The organism is Nocardia canadensis (assembly GCF_032656385.1).
Lineage (GTDB): Bacteria > Actinomycetota > Actinomycetes > Mycobacteriales > Mycobacteriaceae > Nocardia > Nocardia canadensis.
This window is the reverse complement of the sequence record NZ_JAVCWB010000008.1, coordinates 583,271-610,268: the sequence shown is the minus strand read 5'-3', so window position 1 is coordinate 610,268 and position 26,998 is coordinate 583,271. Positions and strand designations below refer to the sequence as shown.

The window sequence follows — 26,998 nt, the reverse complement described above, 5'->3', positions numbered from 1 at the left end:
GCTCAGCCGGTGTGTGTGACGCCGCGGCGGCCGAAGGCGTAGTAGCCCAGGCACACCAGCGCCGCCCAGACCGCGCCGACGACCAGCGCGGTGCGCCCACCGTCGGTCCACAGCAGCAGGACCACGACCAGGCCGAGGAATCCCAGTGCGGCCCAGGTCGTCACGGGCGCGCCGGGCAGCCGGTAGTCACTGGCGGGCAGCTCCCCCGCCCGGACCTTGGCGCGATACTTCAGGTGGCACATCAGGATCACGCCCCACACGACGATGATGCCGACGGTGCTGACCGAGGTGATGTAGGCGAAGGCCTTGTCCGGCGAGATCAGGTTGACCACGACGCCGATGACCATCGCCGCGGCCGAGGCGCAGATGCCGGTGAACGGCACCGACTGCTTGCTCAGCTTCGCGAAGCCGACGGGCGCCTCGTCGCGCAGCGCGAGGCTGCGCAGCATCCGGCCGGTGGAGTAGATGCCGGAGTTGCACGACGACAGCGCCGCGGTGAGCAGCACGAAGTTGATGATGCCCGCGGCGGCGGGAATACCGATCTGCTCGAACACCTCCACGAACGGGCTGCGGCCCGCATGGAAGGTCCGCCAGCTCGCCACCGACATGATCACCACGAGCGCGCCGACATAGAACAGGCCGATGCGGAACGGCAGCGTATTGATCGCCTTGCGCAGGGTGGCCTTCGGATCGCGGGCCTCCCCGGCCGTCACACCCACCAGTTCCACACCCACATAGGCGAACACGACGATCTGCAGCACCAGCAGGGTCTGCCCGAAGCCGTGCGGGAAGACCCCGCCGTCGGCCCACAGGTTGGTCACCGTCGGGTTCGCGGCATGGCCGAAGCCGAACACGAGCACGCCGATGCCGATCAGGATCATCGCCAGGATCGCGGTCACCTTGATGGCCGAGAACCAGAACTCGCCCTCGCCGAAGATCCGGACCGAGATCAGGTTCGCGGCGAACAGCACCGCCAGCACCACCAGCGCGGTCACCCACTGCGGGATGTCGAACCAGTACTGCACGTATTTGCCCGCGACGGTGATCTCGGCCATGCAGGTCGACACCCACACCGCCCAGTACGACCATCCGGTGGCGAAACCGGCGAAGCGGCCGAGGAATTCGTGCGCGTATTCGGCGAAGCTGCCCGACACCGGTCGATAGGTCAGCAACTCACCGAGCGCGCGCATGATGACGAAGATCGCCAGGCCCGCGGCCAGGTAGGCCAGGATCAACGACGGCCCGGCCTGCTCGATGGCGGCGCCGGAGCCGTAGAACAGGCCGGTGCCGATCGCGCCGCCGATGGCGATCATCTGGATGGTGCGCGGGCTCAGCCCCCGCGCGTAGCCCTCCGATTCGGTCGTCGGAGTGGGCGCCTGCACGGCTGCGGTGGATAGCCCGGGGCCGTCAGCTGACATGGATCGTGTCCTTCCGTCGCGTCGATCAGTCCTGCACGCTACCGCCCGGCAAGCGTGGCCCCAGTCACCCCCACCGCGGGCACGGAAATACCGGCCGCCGCGCACGAGTTGCCCCTTGCGGGGGTTCGTCACGGTCGAGGAGGCTCATGAGCGCGGTCACGCTGTCGGTTCTGGATCTGGCGCCGGTGCAAGCCGACGTGAGCGCGGGCGATGCCCTGCGCGCCACCACGCGGCTGGCCCAGCACGCCGAGGAACTGGGCTTTCGCCGATTCTGGGTGGCCGAGCACCACAACATGCCCGGCATCGCCAGCTCGGCGCCCGCGGTGGTGCTGGCGCATCTGGCGGCCTCGACCTCGCGCATCCGGGTCGGTTCGGGCGGGGTGATGCTGCCCAACCATCCGCCTCTGGTGGTGGCCGAGCAGTTCGGCACGCTCGAGGCGCTGCATCCCGGCCGGATCGATCTGGGGATCGGCCGTGCCCCCGGCACCGATCCGGTGACCGCGCGTGCCCTGCGCCGCAGCGCCGAAGGGCTCGGCGGCGAGTCGTTCTCCCGCGAGCTCACCGCGCTGATCGGGTTCTTCCGCGGCGCCGACGGCGAAGGCATCGTCGCCAGCCCCGGCCGCGGCACCGAACCGGCGGTGTGGCTGCTCGGCTCGAGCGGCTACAGCGCCCAGGTGGCGGCGGTCCTCGGGCTGCCCTTCGCGTTCGCCCATCACATCGCCCCGGACAACACCGCCGCCGCGCTGGCCCTCTATCGCGACAACTTCCGGCCCTCGGACGTGCTGAGCGAGCCGTACACGATCGTGGCCGCCTCGGCGATCTGCGCCGACACCGATGCCGAGGCCGACCGGCTCGCCGCGCCGCGCGACCTCGCCTTCGCCCAACTGCGCGCGGGCCGCCCGCAGGCACTCGCCACGCCGGCGCAGGCCGCCGCCTTCCCCGGCAGCGACGCCGAGCGCCGCTTCGCCGAGCAGCGCAAGGCCGGTCAGCTGCAGGGCTCGCCGGACACGGTGCGCGAACAGGCGGCCGCGCTGCTTTCCGCCACCGCGCCCGACGAGCTGATGCTCAACACCCTCGTCTACGACATCGACGCCAGGATCCGCTCGCTCGAGCTCAGCAGCAAGGCGATCAACGGCTGAGCCGGACCCGGCTCACAGCAGCCGGAATCCCCGGGTCTGCAACGACTCCCGCAGGCGGTGGCGGCCGTTGAGCGAGGCCACCGAGGCGAGCCGGGCCAGCACCCGCTCGGTCCAGGAGAACGGCAGACCCTGGTCGGCGTAGATCTCGCCGATCCGCTCCTCGTAGGTGTCGATCGGGGCGCGCTGACCGGCCAGGTCGTAGGTCTCCTGGTGCAGGACGGCGGCCTGCGGCAGGCGCGGCTTCACCCGGGTTCCCTCGGCCGGGTCGGGATGGCCGACGACCAGGCCGAAGACCGCGAACACGTGGTCGGGCAGCCCCAGCTCGGCGGCTACCCGCTCCGGATCGTTGCGCAGCGCGCCGATGTAGACGGTGCCCAGGCCCAGGGATTCGGCGGCGACCACCGCGTTCTGCGCCGCCAATGCCGCGTCGACGAAACCGACGTAGCTGGATTCGAGGTAGTCGGCGCCGTCGAGCGGCACGCCGCGATCGTCGGCGAGCTGGCGCAGACGGGCGAAGTCGGCCGTCCACACCAGCAGTACCGGAGCCTGCACGATGTGCTCCTGCCCACCGGCGACCTCGGCGAGACGGGCCTTGCGCGCCGGATCGCGCACCTCGACAACGCTCCACACCTGCAGATTCGACGACGTCGCCGCGGACTGCGCGGCCGAGACCAGCAGCCGGATCGTCGCGGGCGGCACCGGATCGGGCAGGTAGCGGCGCACCGACTTGTGGCTGTGCAGCACCTCCAGCACCGGGTTCCACTGCGCGGGAACCTCGGTCGCCGGATCGGCGTAACGCTGCTGCACGATGTGGACGGGGCTGGGGGCGGTCTGCGTCATCTCGCCATCGTCGCCGCACGGGCCGCGCACGTCTGCGGTAACCCTCAGCGTGAACCGAACGACGACCCCGGCACGGCCGATCGATACAGTGGTGCGGGGGAACCCACCGACGGGTGGGACGAGGGAGTGCGTCATGGGCAAGGTGTTCGATCGGATCGACGACAGACTACGAACCTTCATCGGCGACCAGCCGATGTTCTTCGTCGGTACCGCGCCCTCGGCCGGCGGCCACGTCAACGTCTCCCCCAAGGGCTACCGCGACACCTTCGCGGTCCTCGACGATCACACCGTCGCCTATCTCGATCTGTTCGGCAGCGGCTCCGAAACCATCGCCCATCTGCGCGACAACGGCCGGATCACCGTGATGTTCTGTTCGTTCACCCGCACCGCCCGCATCCTGCGGCTGTTCGGCACCGGCCGCGTAGTGCGGCCCGACTCGGCCGAATTCGCCACGCTGCGTGATCATTTCGGCACCGACCACCCCGGTATCCGGGCGGTGGTCGTGGTGTCGGTGGAGCGGATCGCCGACTCGTGCGGCTGGTCGGTGCCCTATCTCGACCTCGTCGAGGAACGCTCGATCCTCGACGAGGCGCACACCCGCCGCACCGACGCCGATTTCGCCCGCCGCATCGCCGGCGACAACGCCACCAGCATCGACGGCCTGCCGGCGCTGGAACCGGATCATCCACTGCCGTCCCAGCTCACGCGCGAACCCACGCCACCCGCCGTGGACGGCTAAAGTGCGGCGGTGAACACCGGATCCGCCAGCTCGCTGCTCGATCGTCTCCTCGCCACCCAACCCGCGCCCGCCTGGTGGCTGGTGCTCGCCACCGCCGCCGTCGCGCTCTTCCTGGTCGGTTACCGGCCGCTGTGGCGGCTCACCAGGGCCGCGGTCACCGTGGCGCACGAGGGCGGACACGCGCTGGTCGCCCTGCTCACCGGGCGCAGGCTGCACGCGATCACCCTGCACACCGACACCTCGGGCCTGACCGTGTCCAGCGGCAAGCCGACCGGTCCCGGCATGATCCTCACCGCCGCCGCGGGCTATCCGGCGCCCGCGCTGCTCGGGCTGGGGTACGCGGCGCTACTCGGGTCGGGCCGGGTGACGCTGATGCTGTGGGCGACGCTGCTGATGCTGGCCGCCGTGCTGATCAAGGTCCGCAACATCTATGGGCTGCTGACCGTGGCCGTGCTCGGCGCGCTGGTGTTCGGGGTGTCCTGGTTCGGTACCGACCAGATGCAGGCCGCGTTCGCCTATCTCGCCGCCTGGTTCCTGCTGGCCGCCGCGGTCCGCCCGGTGATCGAACTGCAGCGCAGCCGCCGCAGGCAGCCCGGTCACACCGCCTCCGACGCCGACCAGCTGGCCCGGCTCACCCATCTGCCCGCGCTGCTGTGGGTGGGGATCTTCGCGGTGCTGTGCCTGGCCGCGCTGGTGGTCGGCGGTGCACTGCTGCTGGCGCCGGTCCAGCAGCTGCACCCGCTGCTTCAGCGGTGAGCGGCGCGCCAGGCCTCGACGGCCTCGGTGACGAGGACGGTCGGCGGCTCGAGCGCGTTGAGGGTGATCCCCGCTTCGTCGGGCTGTAGTGGTTCCAGCGTGGCCAGCTGGGAATCGAGCAGCGCCGTCGGCATGAAATGGCCGAGCCTGCCGGTCATCCGGCGCAGCAGTTCCTCGCGGCCCGCGGCCAAGTGCACGAAGTAGGTGTTCGGGGCGCCGCGGCGGAGTCGATCACGGTAGGTGCGCCGCAGAGCCGAGCACGCGGCGACACCGCCGGATTCCTGATGCTCACCGAGCCAGCCCGCGACGATGTCGAGCCAGGGCGCGCGGTCCTCGTCGGTCAGCGGGATCCCCGCCGCCATCTTCTCGATGTTCTCGATGGGATGGAAGTCGTCGCCCTCGGCGTAGGGCACCCCGAGCCGTTCGGCGGCGAGCGCGCCGACGGTCGTCTTCCCGCATCCGGACACGCCCATCACCACGATGACGGGTTGCACCACACCGACCTCCTCGTCCGAGCCACTGCCCTACAGGCTCACACACCACGCCGCGACCGGGTTCGGGAAACGCCGGACCGGCGGTCGATCCGTGCGCCGTTTCAGGGAATCGGGCGGTCGGTGGGCAGGTTGACGAAGCTCGGCGCGGCCGGATCCAGACGCAGGTGCTGGGGTTCCATGCCGCTCGCGTTCAGCATCGGCCGGAACGGCAGTGCTTTGGGCGCGTTGCCCGCGTAGACATCGATGCGCAGCCGATGCCCCGGCGCCAGGACCGCCTGCGTCGGGATGACGGCGACGTCGAGGTCGGTGGGCGCGCCGGGCACCACGGGCAGCAGATCGTCGACGGTGAGCGGATTGAACGGCGCGGTGAGGTCGCCGTTGACCGAGCGGGCACTGCGCCGTTCGTCGATCGCGCGCATCGATGTGGTGAGCTGACCGGTGGTCAGCACCGTCGAGGTGCCGTCGGGCGATACGTCGTTGACGGTGACATTCCAGAAGCCGTCGGTCGTGTCGTGCACGGTGTTGAGCCGCACATTGATCGGACCGGAGATCACCGTCTGCTCGGTGAGCGGGGCGCTGGTGAAGGTGAGCCCGTTGCGTTCGGCGATCCGGGAGTCCTTCGCGCAGGTGTCCAGCGCGGCGGCCATCCCGGCCGAGCCCTGCGCCGCGTCGCGCGAGCAGATCGTGCTCAGACCGGGTGCGACGGTGAGGTTTTCGGTCGTCGTCGGCCCGGTGGCACTCAACGATCCGTCGTGGAGGCTGTCCTCGGTACTGCCGCTGGGCGCGGCCGAGAGATAGACGCGACGATGGGTGACACCGGGCATCGGGAACTCCGGCAGCGTGATCCAGCTACCGCCCTGCTGCTTGACCGTGACCGGCCCGAAGGTGTCCACGCCGCTGTCGATGTCCTTGAGCCACTTGTCGAACCAGGCCCGCTGCAAGACGTCCAGACGCGGCGGTGCGCCCGGAACACCGGTCCCCGCACCGGGATTGGCGTGATAGGTGTCGCCGACGACGAGCTGTTTGCGCCCGGCGGGCAGCGGGATCTGCTCGTAGAGTTTGGTCGCGCTGTTGGCGAAGATGTCGTGCCAGCCGCCGTAGACGAAGGTCGGCACGGTGACCTGCTCGGGATGCCCCATGATCGCCTCGCGGAACGCGGAGGTGTCGTCGAGGGCGCCGTCGAGCGCGGGCGGCATATTCGACAGCGAGGGGGTGAGCAGGGACTGGGCGAGCAGGTCGAAATTGGTGGTCGGGTCGGCGAGGCGATCGTGGAACCAGGTCCAGTCGAAGGTGCCGTCGGCCATCGAGGCGACATCGGGTACGAGTTTGAGCTGGTTGACCGAGTTCAGCCACAGCGGCAGGAAGGTGGTGCCGACGCCGCCGCCGGGGGCGACCACGTCGCGCATCAGGTCGCTGCCCGGTTCCACGGGGAAGATCGCCTGCAGCGCGGCGGGGGCGTTCTCGGCCGCGCGCAGCTGATTGATGCCGGAATAGGAGCCGCCGCTCATCCCGATCCGCCCGTTCGACCACGGCTGGCGGGCCGCCCAGTCGATCACCTCGCGGGTGTCGAGCTGTTCGCGGGCGCCGAGGGTGTCCCATTTGCCTTGCGACAGGCCGGTTCCGCGCACGTCGGCGACGACGACGGTGTACCCGCTGCCGATGAGCTTGCGGTCGACGCCGAGCATGGTCTGGATCATGCCGCCGTCGAGTGCCTGCATCAGGTCGCCGAACCCGCTGATCGGCGTGGCCGACAGGTTCAGCCTGCGCACGATGTCGACCGCCGTGGCCTGCAGGCCCGGGATGGCGGCGGCGGATTCGATCAGGCCGGTCATCAGTTTCGAGTAGGGCGTGAGGCTGACGATCGTCGGCAGCGGCTGCTGCTCGATCTCACCCGCGGCGTTCGCCGGCCGGTAGACGTCGGCCTTGAGCACGACGCCGTCGCTCATGGTGATCCGCACGCCGCGCTCCACTCGCACCTCGGGATAGGCGCCCGGCCCGTCGTGCAGGGCCGTCCACCGGGCCGCGGGCGGTTCGGCCGGGTCACCCGCCGCCGGTCCGCCGCCGCATCCGAGCACGAGCATCACCGCGAGGATCGTCACGAGCATCCGGACGAACCCACGTTCGGAACCTCTCACTGCCATTGCGTCGCTCCCCGACCGGTTCGTTCGTCTCCACTGTTGACCTAGCCACCACACGATCGAGCGCGGAAACTGTAACAGGGGTAACGACCTGGCGAGCCGAGCGTCGGCCCGCTCGGACTGTCGCAGTGAATACCCGTTGTTCCAGTTCAGCGCGCTGTGCGGGTCGCACGACTGTCGGAGGCTGATGGTTGACTGGCACCCGCCGGCGTGGTTCCGGCCGGCTTCCATCCATCACCGAGGAAGGACGTTCGACAATGCCGACACGTGACGAAGCTTGGCCGCAGGGCACGCCCTGCTGGATCGACTGTCAGGTCGACGACACCACCGCCGCCCGTGACTTCTACAGTGCCCTGTTCGGCTGGGACATCCAGGACGGGCCCGCCGATGCGGGCGGTTACCTGATGGCGACACTGGACGGCAGGCCCGCCGCCGGCATCGGCCCGAAGCCCGACGGCATGCCGATGCCCTCGGCCTGGACCACCTACTTCGCGGCCGAGCGCGTCGACGAGATCGCCGAGAAGGTGAGCAAGGCGGGCGGCCAGGTGTTCATGCCCCCGTTCGACGTGCTCGACGTGGGCCGCATGTTCATCGGCGCCGATCCGACCGGCGGGGTGTTCGGCGTCTGGGAGGCCAAGGCGCACACCGGCGCCGGCGTCTACAACCAGCACGGCGCCTACTGCTGGAACGAACTGCATACCGGCGGCTACGACCGGGCCCACGACTTCTACAACGCCGTCTTCGGCTGGCACTACACCGAGATCGGCGACGGCGAGAACTTCGTCTACTCCACCTTCGCGCTGCCCGGCCAGACCCACACCATCGGCGGGATGATGGACGCGTCCGCGCTGGGCACGCCGACCTACTGGCTCACCTGGATCCAGGTCGACGGCGCCGACGCCGCGCTGGCCAAGGCCACCGAACTGGGCGCCTCGGTGATCATGGGCCCCGACGACAGCCCGTTCGGGCGGATGGGCATCCTGCAGGCGCCCCAGGGCGAGGTGTTCGGCGTCATCGATCCGGCCGAGGCCGTGGGCGAGGTCCCCACCGGCGCCTGACGGCGAATCCGCACTGCCGTTCGCTTGCGCATGGTCCCCTATCGGCGAACGATGAGCTGTGCGGTGGCTGCCGTCGCGGGCCGAGCGCGTGGACGCGCCCTGGTGGACACGACTCCTCGGCCACCTTCGACAACACAGGAGCCGATGATGTCCGCCCTGACCCGCAAGAATTTCGACGCACCCGAGGAAACCCGGCCCTTCGAGCAGGACAAAGGCCGGCTCGATCTCGTGAATCTCGACAGCGGACCGGTGGGCCGCGCCGTGTTCGAACCGGGCTGGCGATGGTCACTACACGTCAAACCGATCGCCGGGACCGACAGTTGCCAGGCGCCGCACATGGGCTACTGCCTGTCCGGCCGCATGGTGGTGGTGATGGACGACGGCGAACAGCAGGAGTTCGGGCCGGGCGACCTGATGCTGGTGCCGCCCGGCCACGACGCCTGGGTGGTCGGCGACGAAGCCTGCGTGATGCTCGATTGGCAGGGCGTCGCCGACTACGCCAAGCGGTAGCGGCTAGGGCGTCACGATGGCGAAGTTCGGGTCCGGCTTGTCGATCAGGCCGGGCAGCTTCGCCAGCGCGGTGACATCGCCCTCGACGACGATGTCACCGCTGAGCACTTCCTTCCTCAGTTCTCCGCCGCCGGCCAGGCTGCGGATCAGCACGGGCCGAGTCAGGGTGAGGGTGGCCTCCGGCGCGGGTAGCTCGTCGCCGGGGAACCGGTCGTAGTGCACGAGCACGCCGTTGCGCAATTCCACGCGGTGGATCCGGTTGCCCTCGTCGCTGATCCGCCAGTCGCTGGTGAGCTTCACGTCCCAAGCCTTGGGCCCGTCGATGCGCAGGGCCATCGCGTCGAACACCTGCTCCACGCTCAGTGCCGCCGCCAGCGCCGCCGAGTTCGCCGCGGTCGGGGTGCCGAAGGCGCCGTGGCGTAGTTCATGGGCACCGCTGAGGTAGAAGTTGCGCCAGGTGGCGTTCTCCGCGCCGTAGGCGAGCTGTTCGAAAGCACTCGCCTGCAACGCTTTCGCGGTGTCGTTGCCCGGCTCGGCGAAGATCGCGTAGTTCAGCAACTGCACCGCCCAGCGGAAGTCGGCGGCGTCGTAGGCCCGCTGCGCCTGCTGCAACACCGCGGCGATCCCGCCCATCGCCTCGACGTGGCGGCGGGCGTTGTCCACCGGCGGATGCTCCCAGAGGTGGGCGGGGTTGCCGTCGAACCAGCCCATGTAGCGCTGATAGACGGCTTTGACATTGTGGCTGATCGAGCCGTAGTAGCCGTGCGTGGACCAGGTGGCGGTGAGCGCGGGCGGCATCGTCATCATCTCGGCGATCTCGGCGCCGACGTAGCCCTTGTTCAGCAACCGCAGCGTCTGGTCGTTGAGGTAGGCGTAGAGATCGCGTTGCAGCGACAGGAACTCGACGATCCGGTCGGTGCCCCAGATCGGCCAGTGATGAGAGGAGAACACCAGCTCGGCCCGGCGACCGTACCGGTTGATCGACTCCGTCAGGTATTTCGCCCAGACGTGGGGGTCGCGGACCAGCGCGCCGCGCAGGGTGACGATGTTGTGCATGGTGTGCGTGGCGTTCTCGGCCATGCACAGGATGCGACGGTCGGGGAAGTAGATGTTCATCTCCGCCGGCGCCTCGGTGCCCGGCGTGAGCTGGAAGACCATCCGCACGCCGTCGACCGTCTCGACCTGGTCGGTGCGGGTGATGTCGAGCGTGGGCGGGATCAGGCTGACCGTGCCGGTCGAAGTGGTCTGCCCGAGACCCGAGCCGACCTGACCTTTCGGCCCGCGCGGCAGCGCGGCGCCGTACATGTAGGCGGCGCGGCGGGCCATCGCGGTGCCAGTGTAGACGTTCTCGGCGACCGCGTGTTCCAGGAAGCCGACAGGCGCGAGCACCGGGCAGCGGCCCGCCGCGACATCCTGCGGGGCGAGGACCCCGTAGCTGCCGCCGAAGTGGTCGACATGGGAGTGCGAGTAGATCAGACCGGTCACCGGCCGGTCACCCCGATGCTCGCGATACAGCGCCAGCCCCGCGGCCGCGGTTTCGGCGGACACGAGCGGGTCGATGACGACGACCCCGGTGTCGCCCTCGATCAGCGTCATGTTCGATAGGTCGAAGCCGCGGATCTGATAGAAGCCGGGCGCGATCTCGTAGAGTCCCTGTTTCACGGTGAGCTGGGATTGCCGCCACAGGCTCGGATTCACCGATCGCGGACAGGCACCGGCCAGAAAGTCGTAGGAGTCGTTGTCCCACACCACCTTTCCCGAGGCGTCGGTGATCTTGCCCGGCTCGAGGGAGGCGATCCAGCCCCGATCGGCATCGGCGAAATCGGCGGTGTCGCCGAAGGGCAGATTGTCGGCCAGCGCGCGATTGGCGTCCGCGACGGCCTCGGTCGGGTCCGTCTGCGTCCTCGACGGTGTGATCGCGCCGGTGTCGTCGCCGCGGCCGGTGACGGTCAGGCCGACAGCCAGCGCGGCGGCCGTCCCGGCTCCGACGCCGAGCATGCCGCGGCGCGACACCTCGAACCGCTGGGTATTCGTCCCGTCCACCACGACAACCTCACTCAGGTGCTCACGTCCCGCCGCGGCGGTGCGACCAGGCGTCGCTATTGCAGCATAACTGCAATAGCCGAGTTAGGGCGCGGCGATCGGCACCGCGGCCAGCTGGATCTCGAGCAGCAACCGGTCGGCGGGATCGGCCAGGTCGATGCCGAGCACGGACTCGGCCCGGCGCAACCGGTACCGCAGCGTGTTCGGATGCACGCGCAGCGCGGCGGCCGCGGCGCTGACCTCGCCGTGTGCCCGCAGGTAGGCCAGCACCGAGCGGCGCAGTTCGGCGGCGTGTTCGCGGTCGTAGGCGTCGAGCGCGCTCAGCCGGGGATCGTGCAGGTGCGGGCGGTCCCGGACCAGCCCCACGATCTCGGCCAGCAGCACCGCCGTCCTGGCCTCGGCCAGCGTGGCGACCCGACTGCCCGACGCCGCGGCGGCCGGGCTGTCCAGGACCCGATCGACTTCGGCGCGGGCGCTCGCGACCGCCGTCAGCCCGGCCACCGGAGCCGCGACGGCCGCGCGCACCACCAGCCCGCGCGCCTGTTCGAGCTGCTCGACGAGCTTGCGCAGCCAGGAGCCGACGCTGCGCTCGGAGTGATACGACGGCAGCAGCACATACACCCGGTCATCGATCGCCTCGGTCACCGAGTCGTCGCGAAAAGCACTGGCGTGCAAGCGGATCAGGGCGCTGGAGGCGGCCAGGTCGGCGCCCGGGCCGACCGGCGCGAAGCCGATCACCGCGGCGGGGCCGGTGGTGGGCAGGTGCAGCGCGGCCGCCACGGACGGGACGTCCACGCCGTCACCGTGCGCGCCGAAGAGCCTGCGCACCAGCAGGGCCTCGGTCGAGGGCGCGTCCAGTCCGCGCGCGATGATCCGCGCCGCGACCGCCGACGCGCCGCGCAGCACCTGGGCGGCATCGGGGCGCAGCGGGCGGTGACCCTGTTGCAGCCAGATGGTGCCGAGCATCCGCGGGGGTGTGCCGCGCCGGATGCCGACCACCAGCCTGCGCCGGATGTCGAGCTCGGGATGTTCGGGCACGTCGACGACCTCGTCGCTGCGCCGCACCCGGTCGAACACACCCCATTCGCGCAGGATCCGCAGGTAGTCGCCGGGTCCTTCGCGGCCGAGGATGGACCGGATACGCAGTTGATCGGCGGAGGCGTCGGAGGCCGAGTAGGCCAGCACGTGTGAGTGCGGGTCCTCGATGGAGACCATCCCGCCGGTCTCCCTGGCGACCACCTGCGCGAGCCCGAACAGGTCGGTGTCGGGGGCGAGCAGGTCGTGGTCGTCGGCCGCGGCGCGCTGGCCGGGCGAGCGGGCCAGCATCCGGCGTACCAGCGCGAACACCTGGTCCCAGCGTGCCTGCCGGTGCACATGCACCAGGGCGATGCCCGCCGCCGACGCCGCGGCCCGCACGGCGGGCGAGTCGTTGGCGCTCTTGGTCATCAGTACGCGCGGGCGCTGGCCGGGATCGCGGGCACCCACGCCGCGCAGCCATCGCACCATGGCCTCGGCGTCGACGCCCACGAGCAGATACACCTCCGGCAGCGGGCCCTCGGTGTCGAGCTGGTCGGGCAGATCGGCGGGTTCGGCGAGCGCGACCGAGCGCAGCGGGACCGACTCCCCCGCCGGCGCGGCGACGAGGGTGGCGACGGTGTGGTCGAGGGCGGCGAGCAGCTCACCCAGGGTGGTGGCGTCCTCCGGCATCACGAACCTCCCGTTGCTTTGTCCGATCGGACGAATATCAGTCGGGCTCTTCGTCCGATCAGCTGATTATGCCGCCTCCCCATCGGTGTTGACTACGTCACATCCCGCCCCTACTCGACGCAGGAGCCGCCTTCATGGACGCCATCGCGACCACTCCGCCGCCGGTCAACGAGCCGGTCGGCACCTTCGCCCCGGGGACCCCGGAGCGCGCCCGGCTGCGTACCGCACTCGCCGACCTGTCCGCGACACCCACCGAGATCCAGCACGTGATCGGTGGCCGTCACCTGCGCGGCGACGGCCCGAGTTTCGAGGTCGTCCAGCCGCACCGGCACACCGCCGTGCTCGGCACCCTGCACGACGCGACCGCCGCCGAGGCCGCCGCCGCGGTCGAGGCGGCCGACGCCGCGGCACCGGCCTGGCAGGCGATGTCGTTCGACGACCGGGCCGCGATCTTCCTGCGCGCGGCGGACCTGCTGGCCGGACCGTGGCGCGAGCGGATCTCGGCCGCGACCATGCTCGGCCAGTCCAAGTCCGCCTATCAGGCCGAGATCGACGCGCCGTGCGAGCTGGTCGACTTCTGGCGCTTCAACGTCGCCTTCGCCCGCCAGATCCTGGCCGAACAGCCGATCTCGGCGCCCGGGGTGTGGAACCGGATGCAGTACCGGTCGCTGGAGGGTTTCGTCTACGCGGTCACGCCGTTCAATTTCACCGCCATCGCGGGCAATCTGCCGACCGCGCCCGCGCTCATGGGCAACACCGTGGTGTGGAAGCCGGCCCGTTCCCAGGCTGTGGCCGCCTACCTGACCCTGCGCCTGCTCGAGGCCGCGGGACTGCCCGCCGGGGTGATCAACCTCGTCCACGGCGCGGGACCGGAGATCTCCGAGGTCGTGCTCGCCGATCCGCGGCTGGCGGGCGTGCATTTCACCGGGTCGACAGCCACCTTCCAGCACCTGTGGCGCGAGGTGGCGCAGCGCATCGACCGGTACCGCAGCTACCCGCGCCTGGTCGGCGAGACCGGCGGTAAGGACTTCGTGCTGGCCCATTCCTCGGCGGACCCCGCCGTGCTCACCACGGCGCTGCTGCGCGGCGCGTTCGACTATCAGGGCCAGAAGTGCTCGGCCGCCTCGCGCGCGTTCGTCCCGCGCTCGGTGTGGGCGGCGATGTCGGAGGATCTGATCGAACGCACGACGGCGCTGCGCTACGGCGACGTCACCGACTTCACGAATTTCGGTGGGGCGCTGATCGACCGGCGCGCCTTCGAACGCAACACCGCCGCTCTCGAGCGGGCCAAGGCGACACCGGGGCTGACCGTGGTGGCCGGTGGCCACAGCGACGACAGCGTCGGCTGGTTCGTCGAGCCGACCGTCGTCGTGGGCGACGATCCCGCCGACGAGATCTTCCACACCGAATACTTCGGCCCGATCCTGGCCGTGCACGTCTACGACGACCGCACCCCCGACGGTTTCGCCGCGGCCATGGACCTCGTCGATCGCGGCAGCGCCTACGGGCTGACCGGGTCGATCATCGCCGAGGACCGCGCCGCGATCACCGCGGCCACCGAGCGGCTCACCTTCGCCGCGGGCAATTTCTACATCAACGACAAACCGTCCGGCGCGGTCGTCGGCCAGCAGCCCTTCGGCGGCGGACGCGCCTCGGGCACCAACGACAAGGCGGGCTCGGCGCAGAACCTGCTGCGCTGGACCTCGGCACGCACCATCAAGGAGACCTTCACCCCGCCGACCGAGCACCGCTATCCCCATCAGGCACCCGACCCGGAGGTCCGCTGATGTCCGCCCTCCTGCGCTCGACCCTGCTCGCCGCCGCCCGTTCACCCCGGCTGGAACGCGCCGTCACCCGACTGCCGGTCAGCCGGGCCGTGGTCGCCCGTTTCGTCGCGGGCACCACCACCGACCAGGCGGTGCGCGCGGCCGAAACACTGCTGCGCTCCGGCCGCTTCGTCAGCGTCGACTATCTGGGCGAGGACACCACCGACCTGGCGAGCGCGGAATCGACCGTCGCGCAGTACCGGACCCTCATCGCCGCGCTCGGCCGGCTTTCCCAGGCCGAGGTCGCGGCGGGCGCCGTTCGGCCACTGGAGGTCTCGGTGAAGCTGTCCGCGCTGGGTCAGGCCCTCCCCCGAGACGGTCACGCGATCGCCCGCGACCACGCCCGCCAGATCTGCGCGGCCGCCGAGGCCGCGGGACTGTGGGTCACCGTCGACGCCGAGGACCACACCACCACCGACTCGACGCTCGAGATCGTGCGCGAGCTGCGCGCCGACTACCCGTGGCTGGGCACCGTCCTGCAGGCCTACCTGCGCCGCACCGAGGACGACTGCCGCGCGCTGGCGGGTCCCGGCTCGCGCATCCGGTTGTGCAAGGGCGCCTACGACGAGCCCGAGTCGGTCGCCTTCCGCGACCGCGCCGAGGTCGACGCGTCCTATCTGCGCTGCCTGGCGATCCTGACCGCGGGCGGCGGGTACCCGATGATCGCCTCGCACGATCCGGCGGTGATCGCGGCGGCCGGGGTGGCGGTGCAGTCGGCGCAACGCAAGACCGAGGAGTACGAGTACCAGATGCTGTTCGGCATCCGCGCCGACGAACAGCAGCGACTCGCCGCCGCGGGCAACCACGTTCGCGTCTATGTCCCCTACGGTGACCAGTGGTACGGATATTTCATGCGCAGGCTGGCCGAACGGCCGGCCAACCTGGGGTTCTTCCTGCGCGCGCTGGTCGGTGGGCGCGGGTGACGACCGGCTGTCCCTTCGGGCACCACCGCTGAACAATATTCACTCTCGGCGCCCGCGGCCCCGACGTGGCGGTGTACTCAGCTGAGCCGCCCGGCAGGAGGTCGGCTCGTACATCGCGACGCGGCGGTGTGCGCCGACGGAAGGAACGCGAATGTCTTTCGCACAGTTGCGCGCCCAGATGCTGCGCCGTAAACCCCTCGTCGACGTCGAGGACGAGATCCCGAGCGACGAACGGCTCGCCAAATCGCTCGGCCTGTGGCAGCTGACGGCGATCGGCGTCGGCGGCATCATCGGCGCGGGCATCTTCACCCTGGCCGGTTCGGTCGCCCACTCGGTCACCGGTCCGGCGGTGCTGATCTCGTTCTTGATCGCCGGTGTGGCCAGCGCGGCGGCGGCGCTGTGCTACGCCGAGTTCGCGGGCATGGTGCCCAAGGCGGGGTCGGCCTATACCTACGGCTACGTCTCGCTCGGTGAGCTGGCGGGCTGGTTCATCGGCTGGGATCTGCTGCTCGAGTACATCGCCGTGGCGGCGGTGGTCGCGATCGGCGTGTCCGGCTACTTCGGGTTCCTGCTCGACCAGGTCGGCCTGACCCTGCCCGAATGGATGCTCGGCGCGCCCGATACCGGCGAGGGACGGGTCGTCGACCTGTTCGCCGTGCTGTTCTGCCTGGGCACCGCGTGGGTGCTCTCGCGCGGGATCGGCAGCGTCGGCCGGTTCGAGACGATCGCGGTCGGCATCAAGGTCGCGCTGGTCGTGCTAATCGTGGCGCTGGGCGTGTTCCACATCGACAGCGCCAACTACGACCCGTACTTCCCGTTCGGGACCGGCGCGGTGTGGACGGGCGCGGCGACGGTGTTCTTCGCGGTGTTCGGCTACGACGCGATGAGTACCGCCGCCGAGGAATCGGTGGACGGACGCAAACACCTGCCCAAGGCGATCATCTACTCCCTCGCCATCGCCATGGTGCTCTACGTGCTGGCCACGCTGGTGCTCACCGGTATGCAGAAGTACACCGAGATCAGCCCGACCAGCGGCTTCTCCACCGCGTTCGAGTCGGTCGGGATGCCGGGTGTCGCCAACATCATCGCGGTGGGCGCGATCGTGGGCATCGTGACCGTGGTGCTGACGTTCATGCTCGGTGTCACCCGGGTGTGGTTCGCGATGAGCCGCGACGGCCTGCTGCCCGCGTGGTTCGCCAAGACCCATCCGACCCGCAAGGTCCCGACCAGGGTCACCTGGATCGTCGGTGTCGGCGCGGCGATCCTGGCCGGCGTGCTGCCGATCAACACCGTCGCCGAGCTCACCAACATCGGCATCCTGATGGCCTTCATCGTGGTGTGCGTCGCGGTGATCGTGTTGCGGCGCACCAGGCCCGACGCGCCGCGCTCGTTCCGGCTGCCGTTGATGCCGGTGATCCCGCTGGTCGGCATCGGGTTCTCGGCGTACCTGATCTACTCGCTGCCGTGGGAGACGTGGGTGCGGTTCCTGGTGTGGCTGATGGTGGGTCTGGTCGTCTATTTCGGCTACTCGCGCACGCATTCGGTGATGAACCGGACGGCGGTCCCGCCGAGCGCATAGCCCGGGTCCGGGCGGTCTGTGCTGTGATGGGCCGATGAGTTCAGGGCACGAAGTCGAGGCGGCGGGCGAGCGTACGGCGCGCCCGCCGCGGCGGCGCGATCCGGAGAAGACCCGCGAGGCCATCATCGACGGACTGCTCGCCGCGCTCATCGACGGCGATTTCGCGCCGACCACCCGCGCGATCGCGACCAGGGCGGGCACCTCCGAGCGCAGCATCTTCGTGCACTTCGCCGATCGCGAGGCCCTGCTCGTCGCCGCGGTAGAGCGCCAGTCGGCGACGGTGGAGGCGTGCCTGATCACCCCCGATCCCACACTGCCGCTGGATGATCGGATCACGCTGGCGGTCCGGCAGAGCGCGGCGATCTTCGAGCTGCAGCGCTCGCCGCGGCTGCCCGGCCTGCAGGAGTCCCGCTCGGTGCCCGCGATCGACGCGCGGATGCGCCGCACCGACGAGCGCATCCGCGACACCCTGGCGGCGCTGTTCGCCCCCGAGCTGGCCGGTGACGATCAGCTGCTCGACCTGGTCGACGGCGCGCTGGCCTGGCCCGCCCACCACCATCTGCGCGATCGGCGCGGCCTGTCTCGCGAGCAGACCGCGGCCGCGATCGAGCGGGCGGTGCGGCGGCTACTCGCTCAGGGCTGACTCCGGGCGCACCAGCACCCGTTTGAGGATCTTGCCGGTCTCCCCGCGCGGCAGCGCGGACAGGAAGGTGACATCGCGCGGGACCGAGAAGCGGCTGAGCCGGTTGCGGATGTAGGTCCGCACCATGTCCGAATCCAGACCCGCCCCTTCGCGTTTCACCACGAACGCGGCCAGCCGTTGCCCGAACTCCCGATCCGGCACGCCGACTACGGCCACCTCGGTGATCTGCGGCAGATGGGCCAGCGCCTCCTCCACCGGGCGGGGGAAGACGTTCTCGCCGCCGGAGATGATCATCTCGTCGTCGCGGCCCGCGACGAACAACCGGCCCGCCGCGTCGAGGTAGCCGAGGTCGCCGGTGTCGAGCATCCCATCGGCTTCCTCCGGCGGCGCGGCGTTGACATAGCCGTCGAAGAGCATGTGGTTGGCGACGAAGATGTGCCCGGTTGCCCCGACCGGCACCGGTCGCAGGTCGGGACCGAGCACCGCCACCCGGGTGCCCAGCGGCGGGCGACCGGCGGTGGTCGGCGAGACCCGCAGGTCGGCGGGGGTGGCGACGCTGGCCCAGGACACCTCCGTCGAGCCGTACACGTTGTAGAGCACGTCACCGAAGGTGTCCAGGAAGCGCAGCACGGTGGCCCCGGCCAGGGGCGCGCCGCAACTGACGACGTGGCGCAGGCTCGACAGGTCGAAGCTCGCGCGGACCTCGTCGGGCACGTCGAGCAGCCGCTCGACCATGGTCGGGACGACGATCAGCGTGGTGATCCGGTGCGCGACGATCGCGCGCAGGCAGGCGAGCGCGTCGAACCCGTCGGTGAGCACCACGGTCGCGCGCAGCGCCGTGCTGAGCTGCAATCCGGCCAGCCCCCAGGTGTGGAACAGCGGCGCCGGGATGAGGACGACCTCCTCGACCCGCATCGGAATCCGCGACAGCAGCGCCGCGATGGTGCCGAAGCCCTTGGGATGCGGACGGCGCGCGCCCTTGGGCGAGCCGCTGGTGCCCGAGGTGAGCACGATCAGCCGTCCGGGGTGGGCCGGTACCGGAAAGTCGTTCTGCGCCAACGCAATCAGACCGTCGATGGTCGTGCGTTCCGGGTCCGGCGGCTGGTCGTCGGTGGTGAACCGGGGTACGTCGCTGTGCAGGTAGCGGATCAGGGTCTCCAGCGGCCCGTCGACGTAGACCGCGCTGAGCCGGTGCCGCTGCACGATCTCCTCGATCCGCCGGCCCGACAGCCCGGCGTTGAGCAGCGCCACGTCGACGCCGAGTTTGCCCGCCGCGACCATGGTTTCGACCATGCCCGCGTGATTGCGCGACAGCAGGCCGATGGCGTCGCCGGCCCGCAGGCCCAGGGAGTACATCGCCCCGGCCAGCGCGGTGGAGCGCGCGTCGACCTCGGCGAAGGTGCGGGTGCCGTGCGGGTCGATCAACGCGAGCCGCGTCGGGGTGTGCGCCGCGCCCGCGGCGTAGCCACCGGCCAGGTTGAAGCCCCACTTCGCCAGGGAGCGAAGCTGTTTCACGATCGAGACGGGCTCAGGACGCATCAGGCCGGTGGCCGCGATGCTGCGGACCACTCCGGTATTGCGGCGCAGCACCGAGCGCTCGGCGTTGATCACGATCGAGGATCTGGTGCCCGCGATGATGTCGGCGGTCCGGCGCAGACCCGCCTTCACCCAGTCGGTGACCACGGAATTGCTGCGCGCGTCCAGCATCGGGTGCACCCTGGCCGCGGCGAACAGGGTGATGTCGAGGCGGGTGCGCTGCTCGTCTCCGCGCAGGCGGATCGCGGCGAAGCTGCCCAGCGCGGAGCTGCGCAGTTCGAAACTCTCGTACCAGCGTCCGATCTCGAGCACGAACTCGTGGGTCTGGATGCCCGCGGCGGCCGAGCCGACCCGGACCTGCCAGACCAGCGAGCCGTCGGGTCGCTCGACCCGTTCGCAACTGCCGATGCCGGTGAACATTCGTGGGTAGCTCTGTGGGTCCAGCAGTACGTCCCACAGTGATTGACGCGCGATCGTGAAATCCGCGGAGACATCGATGACGTCGGTGACCAAACTCCGTGCTCTTCCCGTCGGCCTGTTCGACCAGTCGGTCGGCGGGCAAATCTGGGCGCCGCGGTCGATACCGCGGCGCGGGTCGTCACGCTACCCGTCCGTGCCGCTCCTCGATCCAGAATCAGACAAAACCGGTGGTTTCGGACCGCTTCCGCCGGACTTTGGTTTGCGCGCCACACCTCACGACGTTGTAGATGTGAAACTGTCCAATCGCTTGCACCCCACCCGGGGATGCCGAAGTATTGCTAGCAGTACCGACCCGATCTGCAGAAGTCGCCGCCCCGCGCGGCACGACGAGCGAAGAGGTGTGGATATGACAGCGAGCTGGCCAGGTTCGATGAACTCCTTCGACGACATCTTCCAGCGATTCTTCGGCCCCGGGATGTCGGCCAAACCCCCCGTGCAGCGCATCGACCTGGGCAGACTGATGACCGACAACGCCAAGTTGCTCATCGGATCGGCGCGCGAGGCCGCCCAGGAGTGGGGCAATACCGAGATCACCCCGGAGCATCTGCTCTACGCCGCCACCGAGGCCGAGCCGGGCCGCAGCATCGTCGCCGAGCTCAGCCTCGACCCCGACCAGGTTGCCGAGCAGATGCAGGACTTCCTCGACACCGGCTCGCCCAGCGAAAACGACCTCTCCGACATCACCCTCAGTCCCGGCACGAAGATGGCGCTGCGCGCCGCTCAACGCCAGGCCGCCCAGTCCGGCAGCAGCTACATCGGGCCCGAGCACATCCTGCTCGGCATCGCCTCGCTGCCCGACTCCGTCGCCGCCCAGTCGCTGATGGCGGGCATCGCCGCCACCCAGAGCGGCACTTCCTCGGGTCCGGCCACCACGGGCGCACCGGCCAAGCGGCAGCAGAAGACCGACACGCCGACCCTGGACGAGTACGGCCGTGATCTGACCGCGGAGGCCCGCGAGGGTTTGGTCGACCCGGTGGTCGGGCGGGCCGAGGAGATCGAGCAGACCATCGAGATCCTGTCGCGGCGGCGCAAGAACAACCCGGTGCTGATCGGTGATCCCGGTGTCGGCAAGACCGCCATCGTGGAGGGTCTGGCGCAGCGGATCGTCAACAACGACGTGCCATCGACCCTCACCGACCGCCGCGTCATCGCGCTCGACGTCGGCACGCTGGTGGCGGGCAGCAAGTATCGCGGCGAGTTCGAGGAGCGGCTGACCAAGATCCTCGACGAGGTCCGCGCGCACAAGGACGAACTGATCGTCTTCATCGACGAACTGCACACCATCGTCGGCGCCGGTGGCGGCGGGGAGGGCTCGATGGACGCGGGCAATCTGCTCAAGCCCGCGCTCGCCCGCGGGGAACTGCACGTCGTCGGCGCGACCACGATCGACGAGTACCGCAAGTACATCGAGAAGGACGCCGCACTCGAACGGCGGTTCCAGCCCGTGATGGTCTCGGAGCCCTCGGTCGAGGACACCATCGAGATCCTGCGCGGCCTGGCCGACGTCTACGAGGAGCACCACCAGGTGCGCTACTCCGACGACTCGCTCATCGCGGCGGCCCAGCTCTCGGATCGCTACATCACCGATCGGTTCATGCCCGACAAGGCGATCGACCTGATCGATCAGGCAGGCGCGCGGGTCCGGTTGCGCTCGGGCACCCCCGATCCGGAGGCGAAGGCCAGAGACGAGGAGATCGCGCGGCTGTACCGGGAGAAGGACGCCGCCGTCGACAACGAGGACTACGAGAAGGCCAACGCCATCAAGGCCGATATCGCGGCCAAGGAAGAGGAACTCGAGGAGTCCGGCGTGCGATCCGGCGAGCCCGAGGTCCAGGTCGTCGACATCGCCGAGGTGATCTCGCGGCAGACCGGCATCCCGGTCGCCGACCTGACCGCCGAGGAGAAGCAGCGCCTTCTCCAGCTCGAGGACGTGCTGCACAAGCGAGTCATCGGGCAGGACGAGGCGATCGTCGCGGTGGCCGAGGCGGTGCGCCGGGCCAGGGCCGGGCTCAAGGATCCGAACCGCCCGATCGGCTCGTTCCTGTTCCTCGGCCCGACCGGTGTCGGCAAGACCGAACTGGCGAAAGCGTTGGCGGAGGCCGTCTTCGGTGACGAGGACCGGCTGATCCGCTTCGACATGAGCGAGTTCCAGGAGAAGCACACCGTCTCCCGGCTCGTCGGCGCCCCACCCGGATACGTCGGCTACGACGACGCTGCCCAGCTCACCGACAAGGTGCGCAGGCAGCCGTACTCGGTGATCCTGTTCGACGAGGTCGAGAAGGCGCACCCCGATGTGTTCAATGTGCTGTTGCAGCTGCTCGACGACGGCCGGGTCACCGATTCCAAGGGCCGCACCGTCGATTTCAAGAACACCATCGTGATCATGACCTCCAACATCGGCTCCGATCTGATCCTGAAGGCACCCGAGGGCGATCTGGACTCGATCGTGCCCGAGCTGGAAGAGCGCCTGCGCCAGCACTTCCGGCCCGAGTTCCTCAACCGCATCGACGAGCAGATCGTGTTCCATCGCCTCGACAAGACGCAGCTGGAACGGATCGTGAACCTGATCCTGGACAAGACCCGGCGCATGCTGGCGGCGCAGGACATCGGGCTCGAGATCAGCGACTCGGCGGTGGACTGGCTCGGCGAACGCGGATTCCAGCCCGAGTTCGGTGCCCGGCCGTTGCGCCGCACGGTGCAGAAGGAACTCGACAACCGGATCTCGCGGCTGCTGCTCGACGGCGGCCTCGACCCGGGCGCCACCGTGCAGGTCGACACCGCCGACGACGACCTGGTCGTCACCGCCCAGGCGGCGGCGAACACCGCCGCCACCAACGGGTCCGCGCCGAAGTCGCAGGCGAAGAAGCCCGCCAAGAAGTCGGCGAAGAAGGGCGAGGACAAGAAGCTCGCCTCCTCGAAGAAGTAGCGGCGAACGACGATGGCCCGGTCCGCGCGGACCGGGCCATCGTCGTTCGCCGCGGGTCAGCCGCCGGTGACCACGCAGGATTCACCGAAGCGGTAGCCCTTGCCGACGCGGACGTCGGCGCCGCGGCCGATCCCGCCCTGCAACGCCGCCAGACTGTGTGGACCGCTGCTGGACGGGATCCAGTCGATGCTGGCGGTGCCGTCGAGCGGGACGACCACGGCCAGCAGAGTGCCGTTGTCGTAGAAGGAGACAGGTTCGAGGTCGACGCTGAGCCGGGCGACCAGGTGATGGGTGCACCCGGTGCCGTAGTTGGTTGCCATCCCGACGCTGAGTCCGGGGTCGACCGTCAATTGCGAGACCGCCGCGGAGGCGGACGGGGAGCCGGCCGTCATGGCCAGCAACGCCGTCCCGGTGGCCGCGATGGCGAAGGCGAATTTCCTGTCACTCATATCTCACGTCCTTGTGCTGCGGGGCCGGCCGAACGCGAGGCCGGCGAGTCGAGGTCAATCCTCACCCCATCGCGCGACCGATGGTGGGAGAACACACGAAACGTTTCCCGGCCCGGTCCACTACACGCGCGACCAGAGGGCGGGAGTGTTCGGCGGCGTCCAATTCGGGTCGTGCACGGTATGGGCCTGTCGGCAGCTGTAGGTGACGCCCTGGTAGGTGACTTTGTCGCCGATCGCGTAGGTGGCGCCCTGGCGCCACCCGGACACGGCCGGGGCCGTGGTGGTCGGGTGCTGGTGGGTGGTGGTGGCGGGCGGTGTCGTGGTGGCCGACGGCTTGGTCGTGCTGGTCGGCGATGTCGTCGTGGACGGTGTCGTGGTGGTGGTCGGTTTCGGTGCGGTCGTCGGTGTTCCGCCGCCGCCGATTTCGAGGTCGACGCAGCTGTAGAAGGCGGCCGCGGTATCACCGATATTCCAGACCGCGCGCAATTTCTGGCGGCCGGAATAGTTCGACAGGTCGATGGTGTGACTGACCTCCATCGGCGGCTGCTCGTTGCGCCCGTCGATCACCGCGATGCGGGTAGTTCCGATGAAGTACTCCCAATTCAGGGTGCGATGGTTGGCGGTGTTCTTCCAGGTGAAGGTGGCGCGTCCGGAGACCTTCTGCGGAACCCAGCCGAGACTGTCGTCGTCGAGTTCGGGATATTTGTTCGCACTGCAATTGTTCAGCCCTTTCGGACCCTCGACACTCTGCGGTTCGTATTTCACCGCACCGCAGGACACCGATCCGCGGGCACATTGTTCCTGCCTACTGGCCGGGCCGGTGACCCAACCGTGGGCATTCGCATTCGCGGTGGGAACCAGCAGGGTGGTGAGGGGTGCCAGGACAATGGCTCCGGCGATGGACAGAATTCGGCTTCGCACTGTCAATACTCCTAGGAAACGCACACGGAGGACGGCAGGGGCCGGCGTGCCGTCCGGGAAACCATTCGAGCGATGTCACGAACACTTCGATATCGAACCGTGACAGGGACAGTAGGGCGAGGAAGATCACTCGTCAACCATCGCCAATAGCGAAAAATGCGACTACTCACGGGTATTCGACTCCGCGACACACTCGATGCGAAGACAGCGAATAATCACCGATCAGGACCGACCGGTTCGCACATCTGGCAATCATCCGGTTATCAGCCCAGCTCTGGACTTCCGGCAAGTTTGCCGGAAGTTGCCGAAATGCCATCGAGTTGGCAACAAGGATGCTTACCGGGAGTCGGCGGCACCGCTGGGCGGCGAGCCCGGCGAACGTTGCGCGACTCCTCGAAATTCGTCCGGCGGGCTGTGTCGCTCAGCCGAGGAAGGCCACGATCCCGGCGGCGATGAGCTCGGCGTAGCGGGCCCGGCCCGCCGGCGTCTCGATCAGTTCGGCGTCGATGCCGGAGCGCATGTTGCCGCATTCGACCAGGGCGGACGGGCGTTGCGCGAGGTTGAGACCGGCCAGGTCGGCGCGCGGGTCGAGTCCGGCGGAGCCGACATAGGTGGCGGGCACCGCGCCGCCGTCCACCATCGCGTCTCGCAGGGCCGTCGCCAGCCGCACGCCCGCCTCGGCCTGGACCGGATTCAGCGGCGGGTCGGCATAGGCGATGTGGAAGCCGTGCGCGTCCGCGCCGGTATTGCCGTCGGCGTGGATGGAGACCACCGCGTCGGCCATCGCGTCGTTGCCGATCGCCGCGCGCCGGTCGACGCACGGGCCGACGCCGGTGTCGTCGTCGCGGGTCAGGATCACCCGCACGCCGCGCGCGCTCAGGGCCTCGCGCACCCGCTGGGTGACGTCCCAGGTGAACTCGTGCTCGGTGTATCCGCTCGCCGCGGCGGTGCCGGTCGTGTTGCAGGCCTTGGCGCCGCCGCGGCCGTCGGGCACCTGCGCGGTGATCTGTTCGAGGTGCGCGGCATTGCCGCCGTTGTGTCCGGGATCGAGGACGACGGTGCGGCCCGCCACCGGCGGCGCCACCGACGACACCGGTGACGCGGACGGGACCGCCTGGGCGGGGCCGGTTTTCGTCAAGGATTCGACCGCCACGGGAGCGGGCGCAGACGCCGGGGTGGTGGCACATCCGGCGAACAGCACGGTAGCCGGAAGCAGGCAGACGGGCAGGAACAGCGTGGTGCGCACCCCGCCACGGTGCCACACGCGGCATCGCGGGTCGCCGGACACCCGTCAGAGCGTCCGCTCTGCGCCGCAGGGCACCCCGCCGCCGGCACGGGGCACCCGGCGTCGCGCCCGTCCGCCACTCCCGACACCCTGCGTGGTGCCCTTCCGCCGGCCACTACCCCGCACCCGGGACCTAGTGTCGGGCAGTCACGTGGTCCGGCGCGAGGCCGCCGCGGGATCGCCCGATCCGCACGGCCGGTCGATCAGCGCACGACCACCCGCATCGGCAGACTCGCGTGCCGCCGGACGAACAGACTCGGCACCCATCGGGGCGGCGCATCCTCGACGAGGGTGAACCTCGCGGTGCGCTCGAGCAGCAAGGTGAGCGCGGCGGTCGCCTCGAGTCGGGCCAACGCCGACCCGATACAGAAGTGCGCGCCCGCGCCGAAGGCCGCGTGCGCCCGACCGCGTGGCCGGGCCAGATCGACGATGTCCGGTGCGTCGAACATCGCCGGATCCCGATTGGCCGCACCCCACAGCAACAGCAGGTGACTGCCCGCCGGCAGCGCCACCCCGGCCAGTTCGGTGTCGGCCGTCACGTGCCGGTGGTGACCGCGGAAGGGCGACTCCACGCGCAGTGCCTCGTCCAGGAAGGCCGGCACCAGCTCGGGACGCTCGCGCAGCGTGTCCTGCAGGTCGAGGTCGGTCGCCAGCAGCCGGGCCGCCGAGGCGATCAGTCCCGCGGTGGACTCGCCCCCCGCCCCGATCAGCTGGACCACGATCAGCACCGCCTGCTGCTCGTCGATCCGGCCCGCCGCCACGGCCGCGGCGAGCACGTCGACCAGTGTCTGCGGCGCCCGCTGCCCGCCGGCCCGCGCGATCGCCGCGGTCACCGCCAGGTAGGCGTAGTGGGCCAGTGCGGCGGCCGAGGTGACCAGCTCGGTCATCCGGCCCTCGGCGACCACGCCGCCCAGCATCTCGGTGGAGTCGTAGGCCCATGCCAGCAGCCGCGGCACATCGGCGCGCGGGAAGCCGACGAGGTCGGCGATCAGCGCCAGCGGCAGCCGGTCGGCGATGCCGGTGGCCCAATCGATCCGGTCGCCGTCGAGTTCTTCCGTCCAGAGCTGTTCGGTGAGGTCGGTGACCACGGGCCCCAGCGTCCGGACCCGCTTGACCAAGGCGGGGCCGACGACGCTGCGGTGCGCGGCATGCACCGCGCCGTCCGCGGTCGCGAGCACGTGCACGCCCGCGCCGGTGGCGTCGAGGTCGAAGGCGAGCGGCGCCGCGCCCGGCTGGGCGACCAACACGGCCGTCAGATGGGAGGAGAAGTCCTGGGTCCGCGCGGTCGCTTCGGTGACGGCGGCCCACGATGCGACGAGGTAGAAGTCGGTGCCGGGCACCCGGTGGACCGGGGCGTGCTCGCGCAGCGCGTCGTAGAGCGGGTAGGGGTCGTCGAGTACTGCCGCGTCGAACAGATCGATCGCCCCGAGGTCCGTGGTCATCGTCGCCGCCTTTCCTGATCAGGTTGTCGCGCTCACGGTTCCCCGGGGTGATGAGGAGGTCAACATCCGTCTCAGGGTGAGACGGAGGATGCGGAGAACAGGGGTTCACCCGATACACGAAGGGGCCTTCTTCCTGCGCGAGATGA

21 protein-coding genes are annotated in these 26,998 nt (G+C 69.9%); 10 read left to right on the top strand and 11 right to left on the bottom strand.

Translation table 11 applies throughout. The features are described 5' to 3' along the window. Positions 1 to 2 precede the first annotated feature (2 nt). A complete protein-coding gene (locus Q7X29_RS16540) occupies positions 3 to 1,418 on the bottom strand; it encodes an amino acid permease (protein ID WP_255587416.1) in 1,416 nt (471 codons plus the stop codon). Positions 1,419 to 1,564: 146 nt separating this feature from the next. Between Q7X29_RS16540 and Q7X29_RS16535 the strand changes: the two genes are divergently transcribed. Continuing rightward, a complete protein-coding gene (locus Q7X29_RS16535; protein WP_316574627.1) occupies positions 1,565 to 2,557 on the top strand; it encodes an LLM class flavin-dependent oxidoreductase in 993 nt (330 codons plus the stop codon). A gap of 12 nt (positions 2,558 to 2,569) precedes the next feature. On the opposite strand, the gene Q7X29_RS16530 is transcribed toward Q7X29_RS16535, so the two are convergent. Continuing rightward, a complete protein-coding gene (locus Q7X29_RS16530; protein WP_316574626.1) occupies positions 2,570 to 3,397 on the bottom strand; it encodes an NADPH-dependent oxidoreductase in 828 nt (275 codons plus the stop codon). A gap of 133 nt (positions 3,398 to 3,530) precedes the next feature. Between Q7X29_RS16530 and Q7X29_RS16525 the strand changes: the two genes are divergently transcribed. Together Q7X29_RS16525 and Q7X29_RS16520 are read left to right on the top strand one after the other, a co-directional pair. After that, the gene (locus Q7X29_RS16525) at positions 3,531 to 4,136 is read left to right on the top strand and encodes a pyridoxamine 5'-phosphate oxidase family protein (protein WP_316574625.1); all 606 of its coding nucleotides are present in this window, start codon (positions 3,531 to 3,533) and stop codon (positions 4,134 to 4,136) included. Between the two features lie 9 nt (positions 4,137 to 4,145). Continuing rightward, a complete protein-coding gene (locus Q7X29_RS16520) occupies positions 4,146 to 4,892 on the top strand; it encodes a M50 family metallopeptidase (protein ID WP_218717420.1) in 747 nt (248 codons plus the stop codon). Here the strand turns inward: Q7X29_RS16520 and Q7X29_RS16515 are convergent. Both Q7X29_RS16515 and Q7X29_RS16510 read right to left on the bottom strand, forming a co-directional pair. Further along, positions 4,883 to 5,365, bottom strand: coding sequence for a gluconokinase (locus Q7X29_RS16515; protein ID WP_218717445.1), 483 nt, complete (start codon positions 5,363 to 5,365; stop codon positions 4,883 to 4,885). The two genes, Q7X29_RS16520 and Q7X29_RS16515, sit on opposite strands and share 10 nt — an antisense overlap. 122 nt (positions 5,366 to 5,487) lie before the next feature. Next, positions 5,488 to 7,527 (bottom strand): CocE/NonD family hydrolase, encoded by a 2,040-nt coding sequence (locus Q7X29_RS16510; protein ID WP_316574624.1) that lies wholly within the window; start codon positions 7,525 to 7,527, stop codon positions 5,488 to 5,490. A 254-nt stretch (positions 7,528 to 7,781) separates the two neighbouring features. Between Q7X29_RS16510 and Q7X29_RS16505 the strand changes: the two genes are divergently transcribed. Together Q7X29_RS16505 and Q7X29_RS16500 are read left to right on the top strand one after the other, a co-directional pair. Next, on the top strand, positions 7,782 to 8,582 hold the full coding sequence (locus tag Q7X29_RS16505) for a VOC family protein (protein ID WP_316574623.1): 801 nt from the start codon (positions 7,782 to 7,784) through the stop codon (positions 8,580 to 8,582). Between the two features lie 147 nt (positions 8,583 to 8,729). Continuing rightward, entirely contained in the window at positions 8,730 to 9,092 is a 363-nt protein-coding gene (locus Q7X29_RS16500; RefSeq protein ID WP_218717443.1) for a cupin domain-containing protein, read from the top strand. Between the two features lie 3 nt (positions 9,093 to 9,095). On the opposite strand, the gene Q7X29_RS16495 is transcribed toward Q7X29_RS16500, so the two are convergent. Beyond that, complete coding sequence (locus tag Q7X29_RS16495; RefSeq protein WP_316574622.1) at positions 9,096 to 11,138, bottom strand: alkyl/aryl-sulfatase; 2,043 nt, start codon at positions 11,136 to 11,138, stop codon at positions 9,096 to 9,098. An 81-nt stretch (positions 11,139 to 11,219) separates the two neighbouring features. Continuing rightward, on the bottom strand, positions 11,220 to 12,842 hold the full coding sequence (locus Q7X29_RS16490; protein WP_316574621.1) for a PucR family transcriptional regulator: 1,623 nt from the start codon (positions 12,840 to 12,842) through the stop codon (positions 11,220 to 11,222). A 134-nt stretch (positions 12,843 to 12,976) separates the two neighbouring features. Here Q7X29_RS16490 and pruA point away from each other — a divergent pair, with 134 nt between their 5' ends. The 4 genes from pruA (at position 12,977) to Q7X29_RS16470 (ending at position 17,813) form a co-directional block, all read left to right on the top strand. Further along, on the top strand, positions 12,977 to 14,629 hold the full coding sequence (gene pruA / locus Q7X29_RS16485) for an L-glutamate gamma-semialdehyde dehydrogenase (RefSeq protein WP_316574620.1): 1,653 nt from the start codon (positions 12,977 to 12,979) through the stop codon (positions 14,627 to 14,629). After that, entirely contained in the window at positions 14,629 to 15,591 is a 963-nt protein-coding gene (locus tag Q7X29_RS16480; protein ID WP_316574618.1) for a proline dehydrogenase family protein, read from the top strand. The genes pruA and Q7X29_RS16480 overlap by 1 nt, the downstream gene beginning before the upstream one ends. Positions 15,592 to 15,742: 151 nt before the next feature. Then, complete coding sequence (locus tag Q7X29_RS16475) at positions 15,743 to 17,170, top strand: amino acid permease (protein ID WP_218717415.1); 1,428 nt, start codon at positions 15,743 to 15,745, stop codon at positions 17,168 to 17,170. 34 nt (positions 17,171 to 17,204) lie between these two features. Continuing rightward, the gene (locus tag Q7X29_RS16470) at positions 17,205 to 17,813 is read left to right on the top strand and encodes a TetR/AcrR family transcriptional regulator (protein WP_218717414.1); all 609 of its coding nucleotides are present in this window, start codon (positions 17,205 to 17,207) and stop codon (positions 17,811 to 17,813) included. On the opposite strand, the gene Q7X29_RS16465 is transcribed toward Q7X29_RS16470, so the two are convergent. Further along, entirely contained in the window at positions 17,796 to 19,862 is a 2,067-nt protein-coding gene (locus Q7X29_RS16465; protein ID WP_316574617.1) for an AMP-binding protein, read from the bottom strand. The two genes, Q7X29_RS16470 and Q7X29_RS16465, sit on opposite strands and share 18 nt — an antisense overlap. Before the next feature lie 313 nt (positions 19,863 to 20,175). On the opposite strand from Q7X29_RS16465, the gene Q7X29_RS16460 reads away from it, so the two are divergent. Beyond that, entirely contained in the window at positions 20,176 to 22,755 is a 2,580-nt protein-coding gene (locus Q7X29_RS16460; RefSeq protein ID WP_255587414.1) for an ATP-dependent Clp protease ATP-binding subunit, read from the top strand. Between the two features lie 56 nt (positions 22,756 to 22,811). Here the strand turns inward: Q7X29_RS16460 and Q7X29_RS16455 are convergent, their stop codons facing one another. The 4 genes from Q7X29_RS16455 to Q7X29_RS16440 form a co-directional block, all read right to left on the bottom strand. Beyond that, the gene (locus Q7X29_RS16455; RefSeq protein WP_218717412.1) at positions 22,812 to 23,204 is read right to left on the bottom strand and encodes a hypothetical protein; all 393 of its coding nucleotides are present in this window, start codon (positions 23,202 to 23,204) and stop codon (positions 22,812 to 22,814) included. Between the two features lie 120 nt (positions 23,205 to 23,324). Further along, a complete protein-coding gene (locus tag Q7X29_RS16450; protein ID WP_316574616.1) occupies positions 23,325 to 24,125 on the bottom strand; it encodes a carbohydrate-binding protein in 801 nt (266 codons plus the stop codon). Positions 24,126 to 24,546: 421 nt separating this feature from the next. Continuing rightward, entirely contained in the window at positions 24,547 to 25,371 is an 825-nt protein-coding gene (locus Q7X29_RS16445) for an N-acetylmuramoyl-L-alanine amidase (protein ID WP_316574615.1), read from the bottom strand. 242 nt (positions 25,372 to 25,613) lie between these two features. After that, positions 25,614 to 26,852: a cytochrome P450 gene (locus Q7X29_RS16440; protein ID WP_316574614.1), complete on the bottom strand. Its 1,239-nt coding sequence runs from the start codon at positions 26,850 to 26,852 to the stop codon at positions 25,614 to 25,616. Positions 26,853 to 26,998 lie beyond the last annotated feature (146 nt).